Origin of the sequence: Tardiphaga sp., from assembly GCF_044336785.1 — a bacterium.
Classification (GTDB): Bacteria; Pseudomonadota; Alphaproteobacteria; order Rhizobiales; family Xanthobacteraceae; genus Tardiphaga.
In genome coordinates this window covers 1-18778 of the sequence record NZ_JBIIOT010000007.1, presented here as the reverse complement: position 1 = coordinate 18778, position 18778 = coordinate 1, and the positions used below count along the sequence as shown (strand labels likewise).

At 63.0% G+C, this 18778-nt stretch carries 17 protein-coding genes; 12 read left to right on the top strand and 5 right to left on the bottom strand.

From position 1 onward, the window contains the following. Positions 1–63 precede the first annotated feature (63 nt). On the top strand, positions 64–948 hold the full coding sequence (locus ACIQ2A_RS03595; RefSeq protein ID WP_398475841.1) for a methylated-DNA--[protein]-cysteine S-methyltransferase: 885 nt from the start codon (positions 64–66) through the stop codon (positions 946–948). Positions 949–1051: 103 nt separating this feature from the next. On the opposite strand, the gene grpE is transcribed toward ACIQ2A_RS03595, so the two are convergent. Further along, positions 1052–1651: a nucleotide exchange factor GrpE gene (gene grpE, locus ACIQ2A_RS03590; protein ID WP_398475839.1), complete on the bottom strand. Its 600-nt coding sequence runs from the start codon at positions 1649–1651 to the stop codon at positions 1052–1054. A 93-nt stretch (positions 1652–1744) separates the two neighbouring features. After that, positions 1745–2833, bottom strand: a complete 1089-nt coding sequence (gene hrcA, locus ACIQ2A_RS03585) for a heat-inducible transcriptional repressor HrcA (protein ID WP_398475837.1) — start codon at positions 2831–2833, stop codon at positions 1745–1747. Positions 2834–2987: 154 nt separating this feature from the next. Here hrcA and rph point away from each other — a divergent pair, with 154 nt between their 5' ends. The 3 genes from rph to hemW all read left to right on the top strand — a co-directional run bounded on the left by rph (position 2988) and on the right by hemW (position 5625). Next, positions 2988–3713, top strand: coding sequence for a ribonuclease PH (gene rph / locus ACIQ2A_RS03580; RefSeq protein ID WP_398475835.1), 726 nt, complete (start codon positions 2988–2990; stop codon positions 3711–3713). A gap of 123 nt (positions 3714–3836) precedes the next feature. Next, positions 3837–4478 carry an RdgB/HAM1 family non-canonical purine NTP pyrophosphatase gene (gene rdgB / locus ACIQ2A_RS03575; protein WP_398475833.1) on the top strand — a complete coding sequence of 214 codons (642 nt, stop codon included), beginning with the start codon at positions 3837–3839 and terminating at the stop codon, positions 4476–4478. Continuing rightward, positions 4465–5625 carry a radical SAM family heme chaperone HemW gene (gene hemW / locus ACIQ2A_RS03570; protein WP_398475831.1) on the top strand — a complete coding sequence of 387 codons (1161 nt, stop codon included), beginning with the start codon at positions 4465–4467 and terminating at the stop codon, positions 5623–5625. Before rdgB ends, hemW begins: the two co-directional genes overlap by 14 nt. A gap of 131 nt (positions 5626–5756) precedes the next feature. Here hemW and ACIQ2A_RS03565 read toward each other — a convergent pair whose 3' ends face one another. Then, complete coding sequence (locus ACIQ2A_RS03565; RefSeq protein WP_398475829.1) at positions 5757–6986, bottom strand: penicillin-binding protein activator; 1230 nt, start codon at positions 6984–6986, stop codon at positions 5757–5759. 202 nt (positions 6987–7188) lie between these two features. Here ACIQ2A_RS03565 and rsmI point away from each other — a divergent pair, with 202 nt between their 5' ends. From rsmI to ACIQ2A_RS03545, 4 genes are all read left to right on the top strand, one after another. After that, positions 7189–8115 carry a 16S rRNA (cytidine(1402)-2'-O)-methyltransferase gene (gene rsmI / locus ACIQ2A_RS03560; protein ID WP_398475827.1) on the top strand — a complete coding sequence of 309 codons (927 nt, stop codon included), beginning with the start codon at positions 7189–7191 and terminating at the stop codon, positions 8113–8115. After that, on the top strand, positions 8108–8518 hold the full coding sequence (locus tag ACIQ2A_RS03555) for a YraN family protein (RefSeq protein ID WP_398475825.1): 411 nt from the start codon (positions 8108–8110) through the stop codon (positions 8516–8518). Before rsmI ends, ACIQ2A_RS03555 begins: the two co-directional genes overlap by 8 nt. Before the next feature lie 22 nt (positions 8519–8540). After that, on the top strand, positions 8541–9482 hold the full coding sequence (gene gshB / locus ACIQ2A_RS03550) for a glutathione synthase (protein WP_398475823.1): 942 nt from the start codon (positions 8541–8543) through the stop codon (positions 9480–9482). A 232-nt stretch (positions 9483–9714) separates the two neighbouring features. Then, entirely contained in the window at positions 9715–10695 is a 981-nt protein-coding gene (locus tag ACIQ2A_RS03545; protein WP_398475821.1) for an MBL fold metallo-hydrolase, read from the top strand. On the opposite strand, the gene ACIQ2A_RS03540 is transcribed toward ACIQ2A_RS03545, so the two are convergent. Beyond that, a complete protein-coding gene (locus tag ACIQ2A_RS03540; RefSeq protein ID WP_398475818.1) occupies positions 10682–11788 on the bottom strand; it encodes a diguanylate cyclase domain-containing protein in 1107 nt (368 codons plus the stop codon). The two genes, ACIQ2A_RS03545 and ACIQ2A_RS03540, sit on opposite strands and share 14 nt — an antisense overlap. Before the next feature lie 173 nt (positions 11789–11961). On the opposite strand from ACIQ2A_RS03540, the gene ACIQ2A_RS03535 reads away from it, so the two are divergent. The 4 genes from ACIQ2A_RS03535 (at position 11962) to ACIQ2A_RS03520 (ending at position 17699) form a co-directional block, all read left to right on the top strand. After that, a complete protein-coding gene (locus ACIQ2A_RS03535) occupies positions 11962–13500 on the top strand; it encodes a YifB family Mg chelatase-like AAA ATPase (protein WP_398475983.1) in 1539 nt (512 codons plus the stop codon). Between the two features lie 102 nt (positions 13501–13602). Beyond that, positions 13603–14073 (top strand): hypothetical protein, encoded by a 471-nt coding sequence (locus tag ACIQ2A_RS03530; RefSeq protein WP_398475815.1) that lies wholly within the window; start codon positions 13603–13605, stop codon positions 14071–14073. Between the two features lie 152 nt (positions 14074–14225). Continuing rightward, positions 14226–16427, top strand: a complete 2202-nt coding sequence (locus tag ACIQ2A_RS03525; protein WP_398475981.1) for an ATP-binding protein — start codon at positions 14226–14228, stop codon at positions 16425–16427. Between the two features lie 348 nt (positions 16428–16775). Beyond that, the gene (locus ACIQ2A_RS03520) at positions 16776–17699 is read left to right on the top strand and encodes a GNAT family N-acetyltransferase (protein WP_398475813.1); all 924 of its coding nucleotides are present in this window, start codon (positions 16776–16778) and stop codon (positions 17697–17699) included. A gap of 143 nt (positions 17700–17842) precedes the next feature. Here ACIQ2A_RS03520 and coaA read toward each other — a convergent pair. Then, the coding region (gene coaA, locus ACIQ2A_RS03515; protein ID WP_398475811.1) for a type I pantothenate kinase at positions 17843–18778 on the bottom strand (936 nt) is incomplete at its 5' end.

The following is an 18778-nucleotide window of genomic DNA, read 5'->3' as shown; positions in this document are numbered from 1 at the left end:
GTGGTTTGCAGGGGCTGCGAGGCCTAGATCCGCAGCATGATGAATTTTGCCAGAGACGTTGCGATGAATGACCATCGCCCCATCAAGCCGGGCCTGCGGGATGCGGCCCTGCGTGATTACGACAGTGTTCGCCGCGCCATCGGCTTCATGCACGGGCAGTGGAAACACCAGCCCAGCATCGAGGACGTCGCCGATGCCGCCAGCGTGACGCCGGACGAGCTGCATCACCTGTTCCGCCGCTGGGCTGGCCTCACGCCAAAGGCCTTCATGCAGGCGCTGACCCTGGACCACGCCAAGGGCCTGCTGCGCGATTCCGCCAGTGTGCTGGATGCGGCGCTGGATTCCGGCCTGTCAGGACCGAGCCGGTTGCACGACCTGTTCGTGACCCACGAGGCGATGTCGCCGGGTGAATGGAAGACCGGCGGCGCCGGCATGGAGCTGCGCTATGGCTTCCATCCCTCGCCCTTCGGCACCGCCATCGTCATCGCCAGCGATCGCGGCCTTGCGGGGCTGGCCTTTGCCGACGCCGGCGAGGAGCAGGCCGGCTTTGCCGACATGGCACGCCGTTGGCCGGCCGCGCGGATGATCGAGGATATGGAGGCCACGGCGCCCTTGGCGCGGCGCATCTTCGACAACAAACTCTGGCGCCCCGATCAGCCGTTGCGCGTGGTGCTGATCGGCACGGATTTCGAGGTCCGGGTCTGGGAGACGCTGCTGAAAATCCCGATGGGTCGCGCCGTCAGCTATTCGGACATCGCCTGCAAGATCGAGAAGCCCACAGCTTCGCGCGCCGTCGGCGGCGCGGTAGGGCGCAACCCGATCTCCTTCGTGGTCCCGTGCCACCGCGCCATGGGCAAATCCGGCGCGCTGACAGGCTATCACTGGGGGATTACGCGCAAACAGGCGATGATCGGCTGGGAAGCCGGGCAGGTGGGCTCGAACAGCTAAGCTCTTTCTGTCGTCACCCGACTTGATCGGGTGACCCAATACACACTGCACGGACTGAGTTTGCTGGATCGCCCGGTCGAGCCGGGCGATGACAGATGGAGCGTTACTCGCTCGCAGCCGGCGCCGCCTTGGCGCCGCCCTTCGACACGCCGACCAGCGCCGGGCGCAAAACGCGTTCGCCGATGGTGTAGCCGGCCTGCACGACCTGCACCACAGTGCCCGAAATCACCGACGCATCCGGCACTTCGTACATCGCCTGATGGAAGTTCGGATCGAACTTCTCGCCGGTCGGATCGATCTTCTTCACGCCATGCTTTTCCAGCGCGCTGAGCAGCGAGCGCTCGGTGAGCTCGACGCCTTCGATAAATGCCTTGAGGCCAGCGTCAGCCGATTCCTTCGCATCCGCCGGCACGGCATCGATGGCGCGCTGCAGGTTGTCGGCGATATCGACGATGTCGCCGGCAAATTTCGAGACGCCATAGACGCGCGCGTCGGCGACTTCCTTCTGGGTCCGCTTGCGGAGATTTTCCATCTCGGCCAGCGTACGCAACGTGCGGTCGCGCGCATCCGCGGCTTCCTTCTGCAGGGCCTCGACGGAATTCGGTTCCGGATCGTCGGGCATGACATAGGGCTTCGAGACCACCGGCTCGGCGGCCGCGGCCGTCTTGTCGTGGTTGTCGTTCTGCCCGTTGGACTCAGTCATGACTCTGCCTTCTCGAAACACGCTCAATGGGGTGGGGTTGCTGACCCCGGATATGTTGGTTTACTGGGCAAAAATCAAGCTGAACCGGGCCGATCAGCCGCCCAGCATGCGGCTGACGATGCGGGCTGCGTAATCCACCATGGGAATGACGCGGGCATAATTCAGCCGCGTCGGCCCGATCACGCCCAACACACCCACAATATGGCCTGCACCGTCACTATAAGGCGCAATAATGGTGGACGAGCCGGACAGCGAGAACAGCTTGTTCTCGGAACCGATAAAGATGCGGACGCCCTCGGCGCTCTCCGCGCGGCCGAGCAGATCGACCACCTCGCGCTTGGTTTCCAGATCCTCGAACAGCAGGCGGACGCGTTCCAGATCCTCCAGCGCGTGCAGATCTTCCAGCAGATTGGCCTGCCCGCGCACGATCAGCTGGCGATCGTCGCCATTGCCGCCGGACCACGAAGCAAGGCCAGCTGCGATGACTTTCTGCGTCAGCTGGTCGAGCTCGGCCTGGTTCTGCTTGAGCGTGGTTTCGAGTTCGAGCCGCGCTTCGGCAAGGGTGCGACCGCGAATGCGGGCATTGAGGAAATTCGAGGCTTCGGTGAGCGCGGAAGAAGGCACGCCGGGCTGCAGCGTCAGCACGCGGTTTTCGACCTGGCCGTCTTCGGAGACCAGCACGACCAGCGCCTTTTCCGGCTCCAGACGCACGAATTCGATGTGTTTCAGCCGCGCATTCGACTTGGCGGTGAGCACCACCGCGGCGGCACGGCTGAGGCCGGAGAGATGCGTCAGCGCCTCGCCGATGGCGGCTTCGACGGATTGCGAGCGACCAACCGAAGAGAGCTGTTGCTGGATCGACTGCCGTTCCGGCTCCGTGAGATCGCCGACCTGCATCAGGGCATCGACGAAGAAGCGCAGGCCCAGTTCGGTCGGCAAACGTCCGGCCGAGGTATGCGGCGCATAGATCAGGCCGAGCTGCTCCAGATCCGACATCACATTGCGGACCGAGGCCGGCGACAGCGGCACGGTGATCAGCCGCGAAATGTTGCGCGACCCGACCGGCTCGCCGGTGGCCAGATAGCTCTCGACGATCTGGCGAAAAATCTCGCGCGACCGCTCATTGAGCTGGGCAAGCCCGGCTCGTGGCGAAATCAGGCCGATGGGATCGTGATGCGCCAATGGAGCACTCCTTCCGTCCCAATTTGTCGTCGCGGGCGCCCGGATACAAGCACCTTCGCGCCTGCGGAACCCCGGCTGCCCTTGCCGCTGCCGCCCGGCCCCCCTAAAAGCTCGGCCAACAGACATTATCGGAACATTTGGAAGGATTTTTCTCATGCGGCCAAGCCGTCGTGCGCCCGATGAATTGCGCGCTGTGTCGCTGGAACGCGGCGTCGTCAAATATGCCGAAGGCTCCTGCATGGTGAAATTCGGCGACACCCATGTGCTGGTCACCGCCACGCTGGAAGAACGCCTGCCGCCATGGCTCAAGGGCCAGGGCCGCGGCTGGGTCACGGCCGAATACGGCATGCTGCCCCGTGCCACTTTGGAACGTACCCGCCGTGAAGCCGCCGCCGGCAAGCAGGGCGGCCGCACCGTCGAGATCCAGCGCCTGATCGGCCGCTCGCTGCGCGCCGCGGTGGACCTCGAAGCGCTCGGCGAGCGCCAGATCACCATCGATTGCGACGTGATCCAGGCCGATGGTGGCACCCGCACGGCGTCGATTACCGGCGCCTGGGTGGCGCTGGCCGATTGCATCGCCTGGATGAAAAGCCGCAACATGTTCAAGAAGGACACCGCGGACAAGGTGCTGCGCACCAATATCGCGGCGATCTCCTGCGGCATCTACCAAGGTACTCCGGTGCTCGATCTCGATTACGCCGAGGATTCCGAGGCCGATACCGATGCGAATTTCGTCATGACCGGCGACGGCCGCATCATCGAGATCCAGGGAACCGCGGAGAAGGAGCCGTTCACCCAGGACGAGCTGATAAAGCTGCTGGCGCTGGCCCAGCAGGGCGTCGGCAAGCTGGTGGATTTGCAGAAGATGGCGGTGGCGTAAAACTCTGTCGTTCCGGGGCGCGCGCAGCGCGAACCCGGAACCTTGTATTGAGATTCTCCACTTCGAGATTCGGGGTTCGCGCGATGCGCGCCCCGGAATGACAGTTTCGAGCTATAGTATCCCATGACTCAACATCGTCGAATCACCGGCAAGCTCGTGATCGCCACGCATAATCCCGGCAAACTCGCCGAGATGCGCGATCTGCTGGCGCCCTATGGCATCGAGGCGGTGTCGGCCGGCGAACTCGGCCTCGCAGAACCCGATGAGACCGGCGACACGTTCAAGGCCAATGCCGCGATCAAGGCGATTGCCGCCGCCAATGTCGCGCAGCTGCCCGCTTTCGCCGATGATTCCGGCCTGGTCGTCGATGCACTCGACGGCGCACCCGGCATCTATTCGGCGCGCTGGGCCGGCGAAACAAAAGACTTTAACGCGGCGATGACGCGGATCGAGCGCCTGTTGCAGGAGCGCGGCGCGACCACGCCCGACAAGCGCACCGCGCATTTCGTCTCCGCACTCTGCGTCGCGTGGCCCGACGGCCACCTTGAAGAGGTCGAGGCCCATGCCCATGGCACCCTGGTCTGGCCACCGCGCGGCACCGCCGGCTTCGGCTATGATCCGACCTTTCTGCCCGATGGCCATGAACGCACTTACGGCGAAATGACTGCGGTGGAGAAACACGGCCTGCCGCCGCTCGGCCAGGGTCTGTCGCATCGTGCAAAAGCCTTCGTGAAACTCGCGGAGATCTGCCTTGAGCAACGCTAACGCACAGCAGGACGCCTTCGGCGTTTATGTGCATTGGCCGTTTTGCCTGTCGAAGTGCCCGTATTGCGACTTCAACAGTCATGTGCGGCACCAGCAAATCGACGAAGAACGTTTTGCCCGCGCTTTTGCGCGCGAGATCGAGACCACTGCGGCGCGTATTCCGAACCGCACGGTGACATCTATCTTTCTCGGTGGCGGCACGCCGTCGCTGATGAAGCCGCAGACCGTCGGTTCAATCCTCGATTCGATCGCGAAATACTGGAACGTGGATTCCGCCGTCGAGGTCTCGATGGAAGCGAACCCGACTTCCGTCGATGCGACGCGTTTTCACGGCTATCGCGCGGCCGGCGTCAATCGTGTGTCGCTCGGCGTGCAGGCACTTGACGATGCCTCGCTGAAATCGCTGGGACGCTTGCATAGCGCGCGCGAAGCGCTCGATGCCGTCGCCATCGCGCGCAGCGCGTTCGATCGCTACTCGTTCGATCTTATTTATGCACGACCGGACCAGACGCCGGAGATGTGGACGAGCGAGCTCAAGCTCGCCATCTCGGAAGCTGCCGAACATCTCTCGCTGTATCAGCTGACCATCGAGGAAGGCACGCCGTTCTTCGGCCTGCATGCCGCCGGCAAGTTGAAGACGCCGGAAGAGGGCCTCTCGCGCATTCTGTATGACGTGACGCAGGAGGTCTGCGCGCAACACGGCCTGCCCACCTACGAGATTTCAAACCACGCGCGGCCGGGCGCCGAGTGCAAACACAATCTCGTCTACTGGCGTGGCCAGGAATATGCCGGCATCGGTCCGGGCGCCCATGGCCGCATCGATATCGACGGCATTCGTCATGCGACTTCGACGGAGAAGCGCCCGGAGACGTGGCTGATGCGTGTCGAGGCCACCGGTCACGGTGTGACACTGGATGAAAGCCTCAACAGCGAGGAACGCGCCGACGAATATCTGCTGATGGGGCTGCGGCTGGTCGAAGGCATCGATCCCGCGCGTTATGAAGCGCTGTCGGGCCGTCCGTTCGATCCCAAGCGGGTGGAGAATCTCTGCGAAGAGGGCGCCATCGTGATCGAGAACGGTCGCCTGCGCGTGACGCAGGAGGGATTTCCAGTGCTCGATGCGGTGGTCGCGGATCTCGCGGCGTAACAAGTCGTCCCCGCGAAGGCGGGGACCCATACACGCTGGAGAATTTGGACGGCACCGTCGTCGCTTCTATGCCGTTTCAATCATAGGCTCGGAGGCTATGGGTCCCCGCCTTCGCGGGGACGACATCGGAATTACGTCCCGAAACTCTTCGGCGAACCCGCCACCGGCTGACCACCACCCGACGCCACCTTCATGACAGCCAGCCCGCGATCATTGCCGCCGTCCTGACGGAAACGGAACAGCCCATCGATTCCGGCAAAGCCGGATTGATTGGTGAGCACCTCCGGCGTGAAGCGCTGACCACCTTGCGTCCGGGCGAGGGCCGCGACCAGCGCCACCGCATCATAGGCCAGCGTGGCCGTGCGGACGGGATCATTGCCATACTTCGTCCGATAGCGACCGGAGAACGCGCGAAACCCGGCCGGATCAGGCGCGGCATACAAACCACCCTGCATCGACGCGCTGTTGAACACCCGCGGATTGTCCCACAAGCCGGTGCCGAGCAACTGCACATTGCGGAGATTGGCGCCAGCGGTGACCAGCGCATCCGCCGTGGCCACCACCGCATCGCCGTCATCGGCGAGCAGCAGCGCATCGGCCCCCGTCAGTTGCGCGGCAATGTTCTTCGCCGCATTGCTGCGGTCGCTGCCATAGCGCTCGAATGCGACGACGCGCGCACCCTTGCGTGCCACCGCCTGCTTGAATGCGACCTCGACCACGTTGCCATAGGCATTTTCCGGCAGCATCGCCGCAAAGGAGCGCTTGCCGGTGCTGACGGCATAATCGACGATCCGATTGACGTCGGATTCGGGCAGGAAACTCAGCAGATAGACGCCGCGCCCCGCCACGCTCGAATCGGTGGAAAATGCGATCACCGGAATGTTGCGCGCCCGCGTGAGCTGCGCCACCGCCGGCACCGACACCGCAAATAGCGGCCCGAGAATGATCTCTGCGCCTTCGTTCAGCAACTGCTGGGCCGCCTGCTGCGCGCCGGCGGCGCTGCCCGCATCGTCCTTGATCAGAAGCTGGATATTCGGGTTCTGGAATTCGGCATAGGCCATCTCCGCCGCATTCTTCATCGACTGCGCGGCGAGGCCGGCATTGCCGGCCGCCGATTGCGGCAGGATGACCCCGACCTTGACGCCCCCGGTGCCGATCGCCTGCGGCTGCTGCGCGGGCCCGGCGGGACCCGGCGGCTGCTCGTTGGCGGGCCCTGTGCTGTAATTATTGGTGAGCGTTTGCTGCAGGCCCGAACAGGCTGCCAGCAAGGGCGAACCGAGCAGGAGACCGAGGCCTGCTTTCACGGCCGTTCGCCGGGAGGGGCCCGGACGTGCAGTTTTCGGATCGAACGGATCGGCCATCGCTTCTCTTCTTCTCGGCCGGCATGCCGGCGCACTCCCCTGTCTATATCGGGAGCGTGGATTCAGACATACTGTTCGGGATTAGTTAACCGAAACAAAAGGTTTATATTTGGCGCAGCGCCAGACAAGGTCTCCGGTAACGGGGAACGACGGCCGAAAAACGACTGTCCCTCTTTGCCGCGTTTCCCTCTAGATTGCTCCCATGCGTGCTGACCCAATAACCTCCGAATCCAATGTCCCGAAACGGACTTTTACGGTGTCCGGCCATGTGCTGACGGCGCCGAAAGCCGCGCCGGGCCTGCATCTGGTGGCGACGCCGATCGGCAATCTCGGCGACATCACCCTTCGCGCGCTCGAAGTGCTTGCGGGGGCTGATGTGATCGCCTGCGAGGACACCCGCATTTCGCGCCGTTTGATGGAGCGCTACGGGATCGCCGCCGATCTCAAGCAGTATCACGAGCATAACGCCGAAGCGGCGCGGCCAAAAATTCTCGCCAAACTTGCGGAAGGCGGATCGATCGCGCTGATCTCGGACGCCGGCACCCCGCTGATTTCCGATCCCGGTTTCAAGCTGGTGCGCGAAGTGACCACGGCCGGCTTCGACGTGTTTGCGCTGCCGGGCCCATCCTCGGTGCTGACGGCGCTTGCCGTCTCGGCACTGCCGACGGATCGTTTTTTCTTCGAGGGTTTTTTGCCCTCGAAGCAGGTGGCGCGTCGCACCCGGATCGAGGAACTGTCCCGCATCGACGCCACCATCGTGATGTTCGAATCCGGCAACCGCGTGCAGGAGATGCTCGGCGACCTCGCCGACATCGTGGGCCAGCGCGACGTGGCGATCTGCCGCGAGCTGACCAAGCTGCATGAAGAAATTTCACGCGGCCCTGTTGCTGAACTCGCGCGGACTGCGGATCAGCTGGAAACGCGCGGCGAATTCGTTGTCGTGCTCGGGCCGCCTGCAGCCGATGCGCAGGCGATGACCGATGACGATCTCGACGCCTTGCTGCGCACATCTCTGCAGCGCGACAGCGTCAAGGATGCCGTCGCGCATGCGGTCGAATTGTCCGGCCGGCAGCGCCGCGCCGTCTATGCCCGCGCGCTCGAACTCGCCAGGGAGACCGGCGATGGTTAAGCCCAGGGAGATGTCGGCGCCCGGCCGCAGCAAGGCGCCGTCGCCCCAGCGCGTGGCTGCTTTCGCCACAGGTCTTTCTGCGGAAAGCCGCGCCAGCGCGATGCTGCTCGCAAAAGGCTATCGCATCCTCGCCCGCCGCTTCCGCACGCCCCATGGCGAGATCGATATCGTGGCGCGCAAGCGCAACCTGATCGCCTTTGTCGAGGTGAAGGCGCGTGAGACCCTCAATGACGCCGCCTATGCCGTTACCCCGCAGCAGCAGGTGCGCATCAGCAATGCCGCCCAAGGCTGGCTGATGACGCATCCCGAACATGCGGATTTCGACATGCGTTTCGACGTCATCCTGATTGCGCCAAAGCATCTGCCACGCCATCTGTTAGCGGCATTCGACGCCGCCTCCTGACGCTTCACTCCGGAATGATCCCATGACCCTGAACATCGCCGTCCAGATGGACCCCATCGCCCGCATCAACCACAAGGGCGATTCCACCTTTGCGATGCTGCTGGAGGCGCAGAAGCGCGGCCACCGCCTGTCCTATTACACGCCGGACAAGCTCTCTTTGCGCGGCAATGACGTGGTGGCGCCGGTGCAGCCGCTGGAAGTCCGCGACGTCGAGGGCGATTACTTCACGCTCGGCGACCCCGAGCGCGTCAACATGGAAAGCTTTGACGTCGTATTGCTGCGGCAGGACCCGCCCTTCGATCTCGCTTACATCACATCCACGCATCTGCTCGAACGCATTCATCCGAAGACGCTGGTGGTGAACGACCCCGCCTCGGTGCGCAACGCGCCGGAAAAGATCTTTGTCATGGGCTTCAACGACCTGATGCCACCGACGCTGATCTCGCGCGACAAGGACGAGATCAACGCGTTCCGCGCCGAGCATGGCGCCGTCGTGATGAAGCCGCTGCACGGTCATGGCGGCGCCGCCGTCTTCCGCGTGCTGCCGCAGGACATGAATTTCGGCTCGCTCTATGACCTGTTCTCGGTGACCTTCAAGGAGCAGTGGGTGATCCAGCGCTTCCTTCCCGAAGTGAAGCACGGCGACAAGCGCATCATTCTGGTGGACGGCGAATTCGCCGGCGCCGTCAACCGCGTGCCGGCCGAAGACGACCTGCGCTCCAACATGGTGCGCGGCGGTGCGGCGAAATCCACCGAACTGTCGCCACGCGAACGCGAGATCTGCGAGCGCGTCGGCCCGGCACTCCGCGAGCGCGGGTTGCTGTTCGTCGGCATCGACGTGATCGATGGTAACCTCACCGAAATCAATGTGACCTCGCCCACGGGCATCCGCGCGATCGCGAAACTCGGCGGGCCTGATGTCGCGGCGCGCATCTGGGATGTGGTCGAGGCGAAGCGGAAGTAATACGCTGTCCTGTAGGATGGGTTGAGCGCAGCGATACCCATCACCACCAGCGCCAGATCCGATGGGTATCGCTACGCTCAACCCATCCTACGATTTCATCGCAACTGCGAGATATGTCCTCCACGCTTTTGCTTGCCAGTCCGCACCGACGGGCGCAGCATGGCCGCGCACGCTCATCCAATCGAGCGGCCCGTCACCATGACGGCTAACAAAAGCATAGTTGGAGGAACGCATGACTTCAGACGTCTCGCGACGTTCGCTGCTCGCGCTCGGTGCAGGGCTCGGCGCAAACCTCATCGCTCCCGGCCTGATCGGCAGCGCATCGGCGAAAGCGCCGAAGCTCGGCACCCAGGCGCCCTACTTCCACCGCTTCACCTTCGGCGACGCCGAAGTCTCTGTCGTCTCCGACGGGCCGCTACCGCTCGGCGATCCCTCGGGCACCTTTGTCGGCGTGCCCAAGGAAGACGTGCAGAAAATGCTGACGGACAATTTCCTGTCGCCCAGCAATGTCATCCTCGAGCAGAACGTGCCGATCGTGAACATGAATGACAAGCTCATCATGTTCGACACCGGCATGGGCACATCGAAACTGTTCGGGCCCACCACCGGCCGCCTGCAGAAGAGCATTGCCGAAGCCGGGATCAAACCGGCGGATATCGACGCCATCGTCTGCTCGCATGCGCATATCGATCATATCGGCGGCATCGTCGATGAGAACGACAAGCCTCTATTTCCGAATGCACAGGTCTATATCAGCGAGGAGGACTTCAAGTTCTGGACCGACGAAGGCAAGCTGGGCTCGCCGCTGAAGGATTTCGTCGTCCATGCGCGCAAGAACCTGATGCCGGTGAAGGACCGTCTCGTCTTCTTCAAGGATAATCAGGAATTCCTGCCCGGCGTCACCGCCATGCATGCGCCCGGCCACACCTTCGGCCACCACATGTTCATGATCACCTCGGCAGGCAAGTCATTCGCCTTCCTCGGCGATCTCACCCATCATCAGGTCTTGCTGCTCGAAAAACCACGGATGGAATTCTCGTATGATTCCGATCCGAAGATGGCGGCAGTCTCGCGCGTGAAAATGCTGGACATGCTGGCGGCGAACAAGACCGCCGTGATGTCCTATCACTTCGCCTGGCCAGGCTATGGCCACGTGGTGAAGGCCGGCGATGGCTTCCGCTATATCGCGGAGCCAATGATCATGAACCTGTAAGCGCACGAAACGCCGGCGACAATCCTGCGGCGGTGGACGCCGCGGGATTGTCCAGCAATCGGTCCGCGCCTGCGGGTAATCCACCGGTCAGCGCGGAAATGCCGGCCTTGTGGATGCGGAATGTATTGCGGCCGGCTTTCTTGGCCGCATAGAGCGCGGCATCTGCCATGATATTGAGCTGCGCCGACGGCGTGTGATTGTCCGCCAATGCGATGCCCACGGACGCACCGATCTTCAGCTGATGCCCGCGATACTCCATGGGATAACCGAGATGCGCGATGATCGCACGCGCGGCGTCTGATGCTTCCGCAAGCCGCGCGTCAGGGCCGAGGAGCACGGCGAATTCATCGCCGCCGATCCGTGCGACGAGTTCGGCATCCGGACAGACATCGCGGATGCGCTCTGCCGCGTGCTTCAGGCATTCGTCACCGGCAGCATGGCCGAGGCTGTCATTGACCGGCTTGAATTCATCGAGGTCGATCAGCAGCAATGCGCCGAACGGGCGTTGCGACGATGCATGATCCAGCACGGACAACCGCGTCTGAAACTGGCTGCGATTGGCGAGACCAGTGAGAACATCGAATTCAGCGAGATAGCGTGTGCGATCGGCCAGGATCTTCTCGTCCGTGATGTCTTGCTTCATGCCGAAAATGCGAACAGGGACGCCATCGACGGACTCGACGGTCGCCGTGATCCTGATCCAGCGCCGGATGCCCTTGAAGCTGATGATTTCGGCGTCGAGCGTGAAGCCGGTGCGATCCTCGATCGCCTTGTTGCGCCGCTTGGTCAGTTCGCGAACGGATTCTTCCGGGTAACATTTCAGTGTCGCGCCACGTTCCGGCATCACGCCGCGCGGCAGATCGAAAATGTCATAAACCACATCGGTCCATGTCAGCGTTTCGCTCGGCAATTCGCATTCCCAGACGCCGATGCGCGCGGCGGCCGAGGCACGGTCGAAGATCTTCTGGCTATGGGCGAGTTTAGCAGCCTGCTGCGCGAGTTCGGCGTCCTGAGCCGCAATCTTCGCCCGCAAAGCGGCGAGCTGCTCGGCGTCGTCGGAAACAATGGTTTGCCTGGACGGGCACTCTGACATGCGGCGGAGACTCGGACTTCATCGTCACTTGATTCTTGTCATGCTTCGCATGGCGGAGTTTATGATTTGCTGCAAGCCGATCAATAACCCTCGCGACGATGTGCAACACCGCTGTCTAACGTTCTTGTCATCATCCAAAACCATTGCTACCTTAAATAGAATATCAGGGTGGCATCATGCAGCATGTCGCGACGGTCGCATTCGAGGGGATCGAGGCCCGCGCGGTGGACGTGCAGGTGCAAGTGGTGCCCGGCCTGCCGAATTTCATTATCGTCGGCCTGCCCGACAAGGCCGTTTCCGAAGCGCGCGAGCGGGTTCGCGCGGCACTCACGGCGTCCGGTCTCGCGCTACCGGCACGGCGGATCATCGTCAACCTTGCGCCGGCTGATCTGCCGAAGGAAGGCAGCCATTACGATCTGCCGATCGCACTCGGCCTGATGGCGACCATCGGCGCGATCCCGCATGACGCGCTCGCAGGCTTCACCGTGCTCGGCGAACTTGGCCTCGATGGCTCGCTCGCACCGGTCGCCGGGGTGTTGCCGGCAGCGATCGGCGCCAATGTCCGCGACGAGGGGCTGATCTGTCCGGTCGCTTGCGGCGCCGAGGCAGCCTGGGCCAGCCCGGATATCCAGATCATCGCGGCACAATCGCTGATCCAGATCGCCAATCACTTCAAAGGCACCCAGGTGCTATCGCGGCCGCAGCCGAGGGTGCAGACCCGCGAGGACTCACGGCTCGATCTCCGGGACATCAAGGGCCAGGAGAGCGCCAAGCGTGCATTGGAAATTGCAGCGGCTGGAGGTCATCATCTCCTGATGATGGGATCGCCCGGTTCCGGCAAATCCATGCTCGCCGCGCGGCTGCCATCGATCCTGCCGCCGCTGGCGCCGGCTGAATTGCTCGAAGTCTCGATGATCGCCTCGGTCGCCGGGATGATCCGCGACGGTGCGCTGACGGCGCAGCGGCCGTTCCGCGCCCCGCATCATTCGGCCAGCATGGCGGCGCTTACCGGCGGCGGGCTGCGTGCCAGGCCCGGCGAGATCTCGCTGGCGCATCAGGGCGTGCTGTTTCTCGACGAACTGCCGGAATTCGACCCACGCGTGCTCGATTCCCTGCGCGCGCCGCTGGAGAATGGCGAGGTGTCGGTGTCCCGCGCCAATCATCGCGTCACCTATCCCGCGCGCTTCATGCTGGTGGCGGCGATGAACCCATGCCGTTGCGGCCATGCCTTCGAGCCCGGCTTTGCCTGCAAACGCGGGCGGATCGATCGCTGCACGTCGGACTACCAGACCCGGATCTCCGGCCCGTTGATGGATCGCATCGACCTGCGCATCGAAGTTCCCGCCGTGACGGCCGCCGACCTGATCCTGCCGCCACCATCGGAGGGATCAGCGGAAGTCGCAGCACGGGTGGCGGCCGCACGCAGCCTGCAGACCGCGCGCTACAAGAATGCGGGACTGATCGGCACGCACACCAATGCATCTGCACCAGCATCCGTTCTCGAAACGGTGTCGCAGCCCGACAAGCAGGGCCTCGCGCTGCTGAAAGAAGCCGCCGAGACCATGCGGCTTAGCGCCCGCGGCTATCATCGCGTGCTGCGCGTGGCGCGGACCCTGGCCGATCTCGATGGCATCGAAAAGATCGGCCGGCTGCATCTGGCAGAAGCGCTCTCCTATCGTGCATTGGCCGACGAGGTGAGGAGCGCAGCTTGAGACCACAACGAATGCGCGTATCGTCAACCCCGCAGTAACCAGTCTCGTTTACGCTTCGCTCACCATACCCCGCATTACGGGGTGAAGGGGCGAGTGCGTATCATGCTGCGTTTCAAGATTTTGGCCTCCACGATTCCGTTGGCGATTGCCGCTTTCCTCGCGCGCGGGGAGCTGTTTGCGTCCGTACGTCCCTGTATCGCCGCGGGCGACAGCACGGTCCAGCTCGCCTCCATGCCATGGCAAGCACAGAGCCATGTCAGCTTCACCGACGATCCCGACCGCGCCACTGTGCGGGTACAGATCGTCGATAATGCCGAAAGCGCCGATTTCGCCGTGATCGATGACGAAGATACCGATGAGCCCGGTGTCTGCGCCACCAATGCCGCGACGCGTTTCGTCGGTATTACGGCATCGGCTGCCAGCACGGATCCGATCATCTATCTGTCGGAAAGCGGTGAGGCCGATTATCGCATTTTCGTGCGCTCGCGGAGTTTCACGGTGCGGGACGCTGCAGCCCTGATCGTCGCAGCACGGAATGCGCCGCCGGCGCGCATGGCGGCCGCGAGCTTCTGACGCCCGTTAAGGCTTCATCAACCATAACGAGACCGCTTCGGTATCATCGCCGCGCGCGCAACGCCTTGGCAATCTGATCGGGACATCATCGCCACAACACCGCATCGAGCCGGAGTGGCGCCGTGGCTAAACGCATTTTCCGGATCAAGGTCATGTTCCGGCGCTTTGCGCGTCGCTTTCCATGGCTGTCTTTCGCCATCCGCTCCTTCGTGATGTTCTCCGCGGCATTCGGTGGCGCCTATGGCTTCATCTCCGCCGCGGCCTCGCCGACCTCGGGTTACGATCCTCACGCCTTTGCGATCGGCGCCAGCTTTCTGTTCGCCGTCGCCTGCGTCGCCCTTGTCAGCATGAGCATCCGCATGCGCTTCCTGCACAAGCGCATGTGCAAGGTCAGTGCCCTCAACGAGGCGCTGGTCGATCGTAACTGGGAACTGAAGGAAGCCGAGGAACGCGCGCGCCATCTGTTCGAGGCGCAGGACGATCTCATCGTCATCCGCGATCAGGACGGCCGCATCACTTATGTCAACGATGCCTATTGCACATTGGCGGAAACTCCGCGTGATGCGCTGGTCGGCAGCCATTTTGAATTGAAAGTGCTGGAGCAGGGCGACAGTGCCAATGAGTCGAACGGCACCAGCATCCACGATCAATGTATCGCCGCCGCCACCGGCCCGCGCTGGATCGCCTGGCGCGAAGGCATGGTGCGCATCGATGCGAATCGTCCGGCCGAGTTGCAAAGTGTCGGTCGCGACGTCACCGATCGTACCGAGACCGAACGCGCACTGTCCGACGCCCGCGACAATGCCAATGCCGCCAATCGCGCAAAATCGCGTTTTCTCGCCATGGCCTCGCATGAGATCCGCACGCCGTTGAATGGCATTCTGGGCATGAGCGGCCTCTTGCTCGATACCCAGCTGTCACCGGAGCAAACGACTTATGCCCGCGCTGTGAAGACATCGGGCGAATCGCTGTTGTCGCTGATCGAGGAGTTGCTCGACTATTCCAAGATCGAAGCTGGCAAGATCGACCTCGATTATCGTCCCTTCGCACTGTCATCATTGATCGAGGACATCACGGAACTCCTGGCCCCGCGCGCGCAGGCGCGCGACCTCGAAATCGCCGCCTATATCGATGAGCGGCTGCCGCTGGAGGTGATCGGCGATGCCGCACGCCTGCGGCAGGTGCTGCTCAATCTCGCCGGCAATGCGATCAAATTCACCTCCACCGGCGGCGTGGCGCTGATCGTCGAGCCCGGCATCTGGCCCAATGAAGTCAGCTTCATCGTGCGCGACACCGGCATCGGCATCGCGCCGGATGCCCAGCAGCGCATCTTCCGCGAATTCGAACAGGCGGATGAACGCACGGCGCGGAATTTTGGCGGCACAGGCCTCGGGCTCTCCATCAGCGAGCGCATCGTCAAGCGCATGAACGGCCGCATCGCGCTGCAGAGCCAGCCCGGTGTCGGCTCCACCTTTGAAGTCGCGATCCCGCTGGTCGCCTCCAATGACCGCGCCGAAGCTTTCGTGCCGCCGGATCTCAGCGGCCAGTCTGTGATGCTGGTGGCGCCGCAAAGCATCGAGGCCTCGCTGATTGCCCGGCGCCTGGAGCGCTGGGGTGCGCAGACCTGCATGGTCTCCGATACAGATGTCGCGCTGGCGCTGCTGCCGCAGCGGCCATGGCGCGCCGTGCTGATCGACCGCGCGCTTGGTGCCAGCGAATTCGAACGGCTGTCTGAGCGCGCTGTTTCGCATGCCACGCAGCGCATCGGCCTGTTCACGCCCGCCATGCGACACGAATTGCAGCCGACGGCGACAGAAGGCCTTACCGGCTATCTGATCAAGCCACTGCGCGCGGCATCGCTGGCGAAGCTATTGGGTTTGCAGACGGATGATCCGGCGCCGGTGATGGAAGACGCGGCCCTTGCGTCAAATGACGCCACAGCGAGTGACGGCCTCTCGATCCTTGTCGCCGAAGATAACGAGATCAATGCGCTGCTGATGCGCTCGCTGCTGACACGGCTCGGCCACCGCACTGTGGTCACGACCAATGGCGAACAGGCGCTGGAATCCTGGATGGCGTCGGATGCGGCCGGCACGCCATTCGATCTCGTGCTGATGGATATCCAGATGCCGAAACTCGACGGCATCGCCGCCGCCAAGCGCATCCGCGCATTGGAAGCCGGCCAGCGCGTCCGTCGCACGCCGATCCTGGCGCTGACCGCCAATACGCTGGTGGAAGATCGCTATGCCTGTTTTGAAGCGGGCATGGATGGCTTCCTGCTCAAGCCGCTGGACCGCGACAAGCTGGAAGAGGCGCTGAAGCATCTGGCCGCGGGCCGGCATATCGCTGCTTAGACTCCGTCCTCATGGTGAGGAGGCGCGAAGCGCCGTCTCGAACCATGAATGGCTGGGCTCAAAGCGTGTAGCCCATCCTGCGAGACGCCGCTGCGCGGCTCCTCAGGATAAGGGGCGTGTTTGTCGCTCTCTTTCCCCAACCTGTCCTGTCACACCTTCGCAATACACCCGTCACACCTCTGTCGATCACCCGTGATGTCTGGTGTCGATGGGCCGCGTCGATTCGCGTGGGGCTCATCGCGGCCTGGGGTAAGTCGGGGATTGGCTATGCACGGCAACGAACTCGTTCGACCGAAGCCAGGCATCATCAAGCCAGGCCTTGTTAAATCAGGCCTTGTTAAACCAGGCATGATGCAGATGTTGCGGCCGCAGAACATGGCGCTTGCGGCACAGACCGCCATCACCTGGTTCAAGCCACCCTTCAATTTCGATCCCGCCAATTTCAATCCGCAAAACCTGAACTCAAAAGGCGCGCCATCGCTTGGCCGCATGGGCCCGCTGGAAGTGCGGCTCGCCCAGGACAAGCGCGACGTGAAGCGCGCGCAGCGCCTACGCTACAAGGTGTTCTACAAGAACGGCACCGCCATCGCCGACGCCGCCACCATGCTGGCACGCCGCGACAAGGATGCGTTCGATAAGATCTGCGATCACTTGCTCGTCGTCGATCATGCGGCCAAGCCGACGCTATCGGGCCGGCAGCCGGTGGTCGGCACCTATCGCCTGCTGCGCCATGAGATGGCGATGAAGAATGGCGGCTTCTATACCGAGAACGAGTTCGATCTCGATGGCATCCTGCACAACCATCCAGGACTGCGCTTCCTCGAACTGGGTCGCTCCTGCGTGCAGGAACGTTATCGCACCAAGCGCACCGTCGAGCTGCTGTGGCAGGGCATCTGGAGCTATGTGAAGCAGAACCGTTTTGACGTGATGATCGGCTGTGCCAGCTTTGAAGGCACCGATCCGGACGCACTCGCACTGCCGTTGTCGTTCTTGCATCACAATGCCCGCGCACCCGAAGAATGGCGCGCCCGCGCGCATGGTTCACGCTATGTCGAGATGAACCGGATGCCGAAAGACGCCATCGACCAGAAGGCCGCGCTCCGTGCATTGCCGCCGCTGATCAAGGGCTATCTGCGCATCGGCGCGATGATCGGCGATGGTGCCGTCATCGATCATCAGTTCGGCACCACGGATGTGCTGATCGTGATGCCGGTGTCGGCGATCGGCGCGCGATATATCGAGCATTTTGGTGGGGAAGCGAAGGCGGCGTAAGCGCTTCGGAGCGGCGCCTCCCTCCGCTTGTCATCGCCCGCGAAAGCGGGCGATCCAGTAAACTCTGCCGTCTCAGAAACGCGTCAGCAGCCGTGCGTACTGGATCGCCCCGTCGAGCCGGGCGATGACAGTAAGAGCATGGACTACAGCCGCCGCAGCGCCACGTTTTCAATCACGTGATCCGCGCCCTTCTTCAGGATCAACGTCGCCCGCGGCCGCGTCGGCAAGATGTTGTCCTCGAGATTGGCGAGGTTCGTCCGCTCCCAGATCGCCAGCGCGGTTGCCGTTGCTTCTTCATCCGACAGCAGCGCATAGCGATTGAAATAGGAGCGCTTGTCGTGGAACGCCGTATCGCGCAGCGCCAGGAAGCGCTTCACATACCATTCGCGCAGCACCGGCTCATCGGCATCGATATAGACCGAGAAATCGAAGAAGTCGGACACCACAGGCACCGCCTTGCCATCGCGCGGCAGGCGGCCGGCCTGAAGCACATTGACGCCTTCGACGATCAGAATGTCGGGCTGATCGACCTCGACGAATTTGTCCGGGACGATGTCGTAAGTGAGATGCGAATAGACGGGCGCGCGGACATTGGTGCGGCCCGCCTTGATGTCACTGAGAAACTGCAGCAGCAGCGGCAGATCATAGCTCTCCGGAAAACCCTTCTTCTGCATGATGCCGTTGCGCTCGAGCACCGCATTGGGAAACAGGAAACCGTCGGTGGTGACGAGATCGACCTTCGGCTTCGGCGACCAGCGCGCCAGGAGCGCCTGCAGCACACGCGCTGTGGTGGATTTTCCTACCGCGACCGAGCCGGCGACGCCGATGATGTAAGGCATCTTGCGATCTTCGATGCCGAGAAACTTGCGCTGCGCCACATAGAGCCGCTGATGCGCAGTGACATACATCGAGAGCAGGCGCGACAGCGGCAGATAGATCTCCTCCACCTCGCGCAGATCGAGGCGATCATGCATCGAGCGCAGTGCCGCGATCTCCTCGGCATTCAATGCCATCGGCATGTCGTCGCGCAGCTTGGCCCACTTCTCGCGGGGATAGTTGCGATACGGATCGTATTTCTG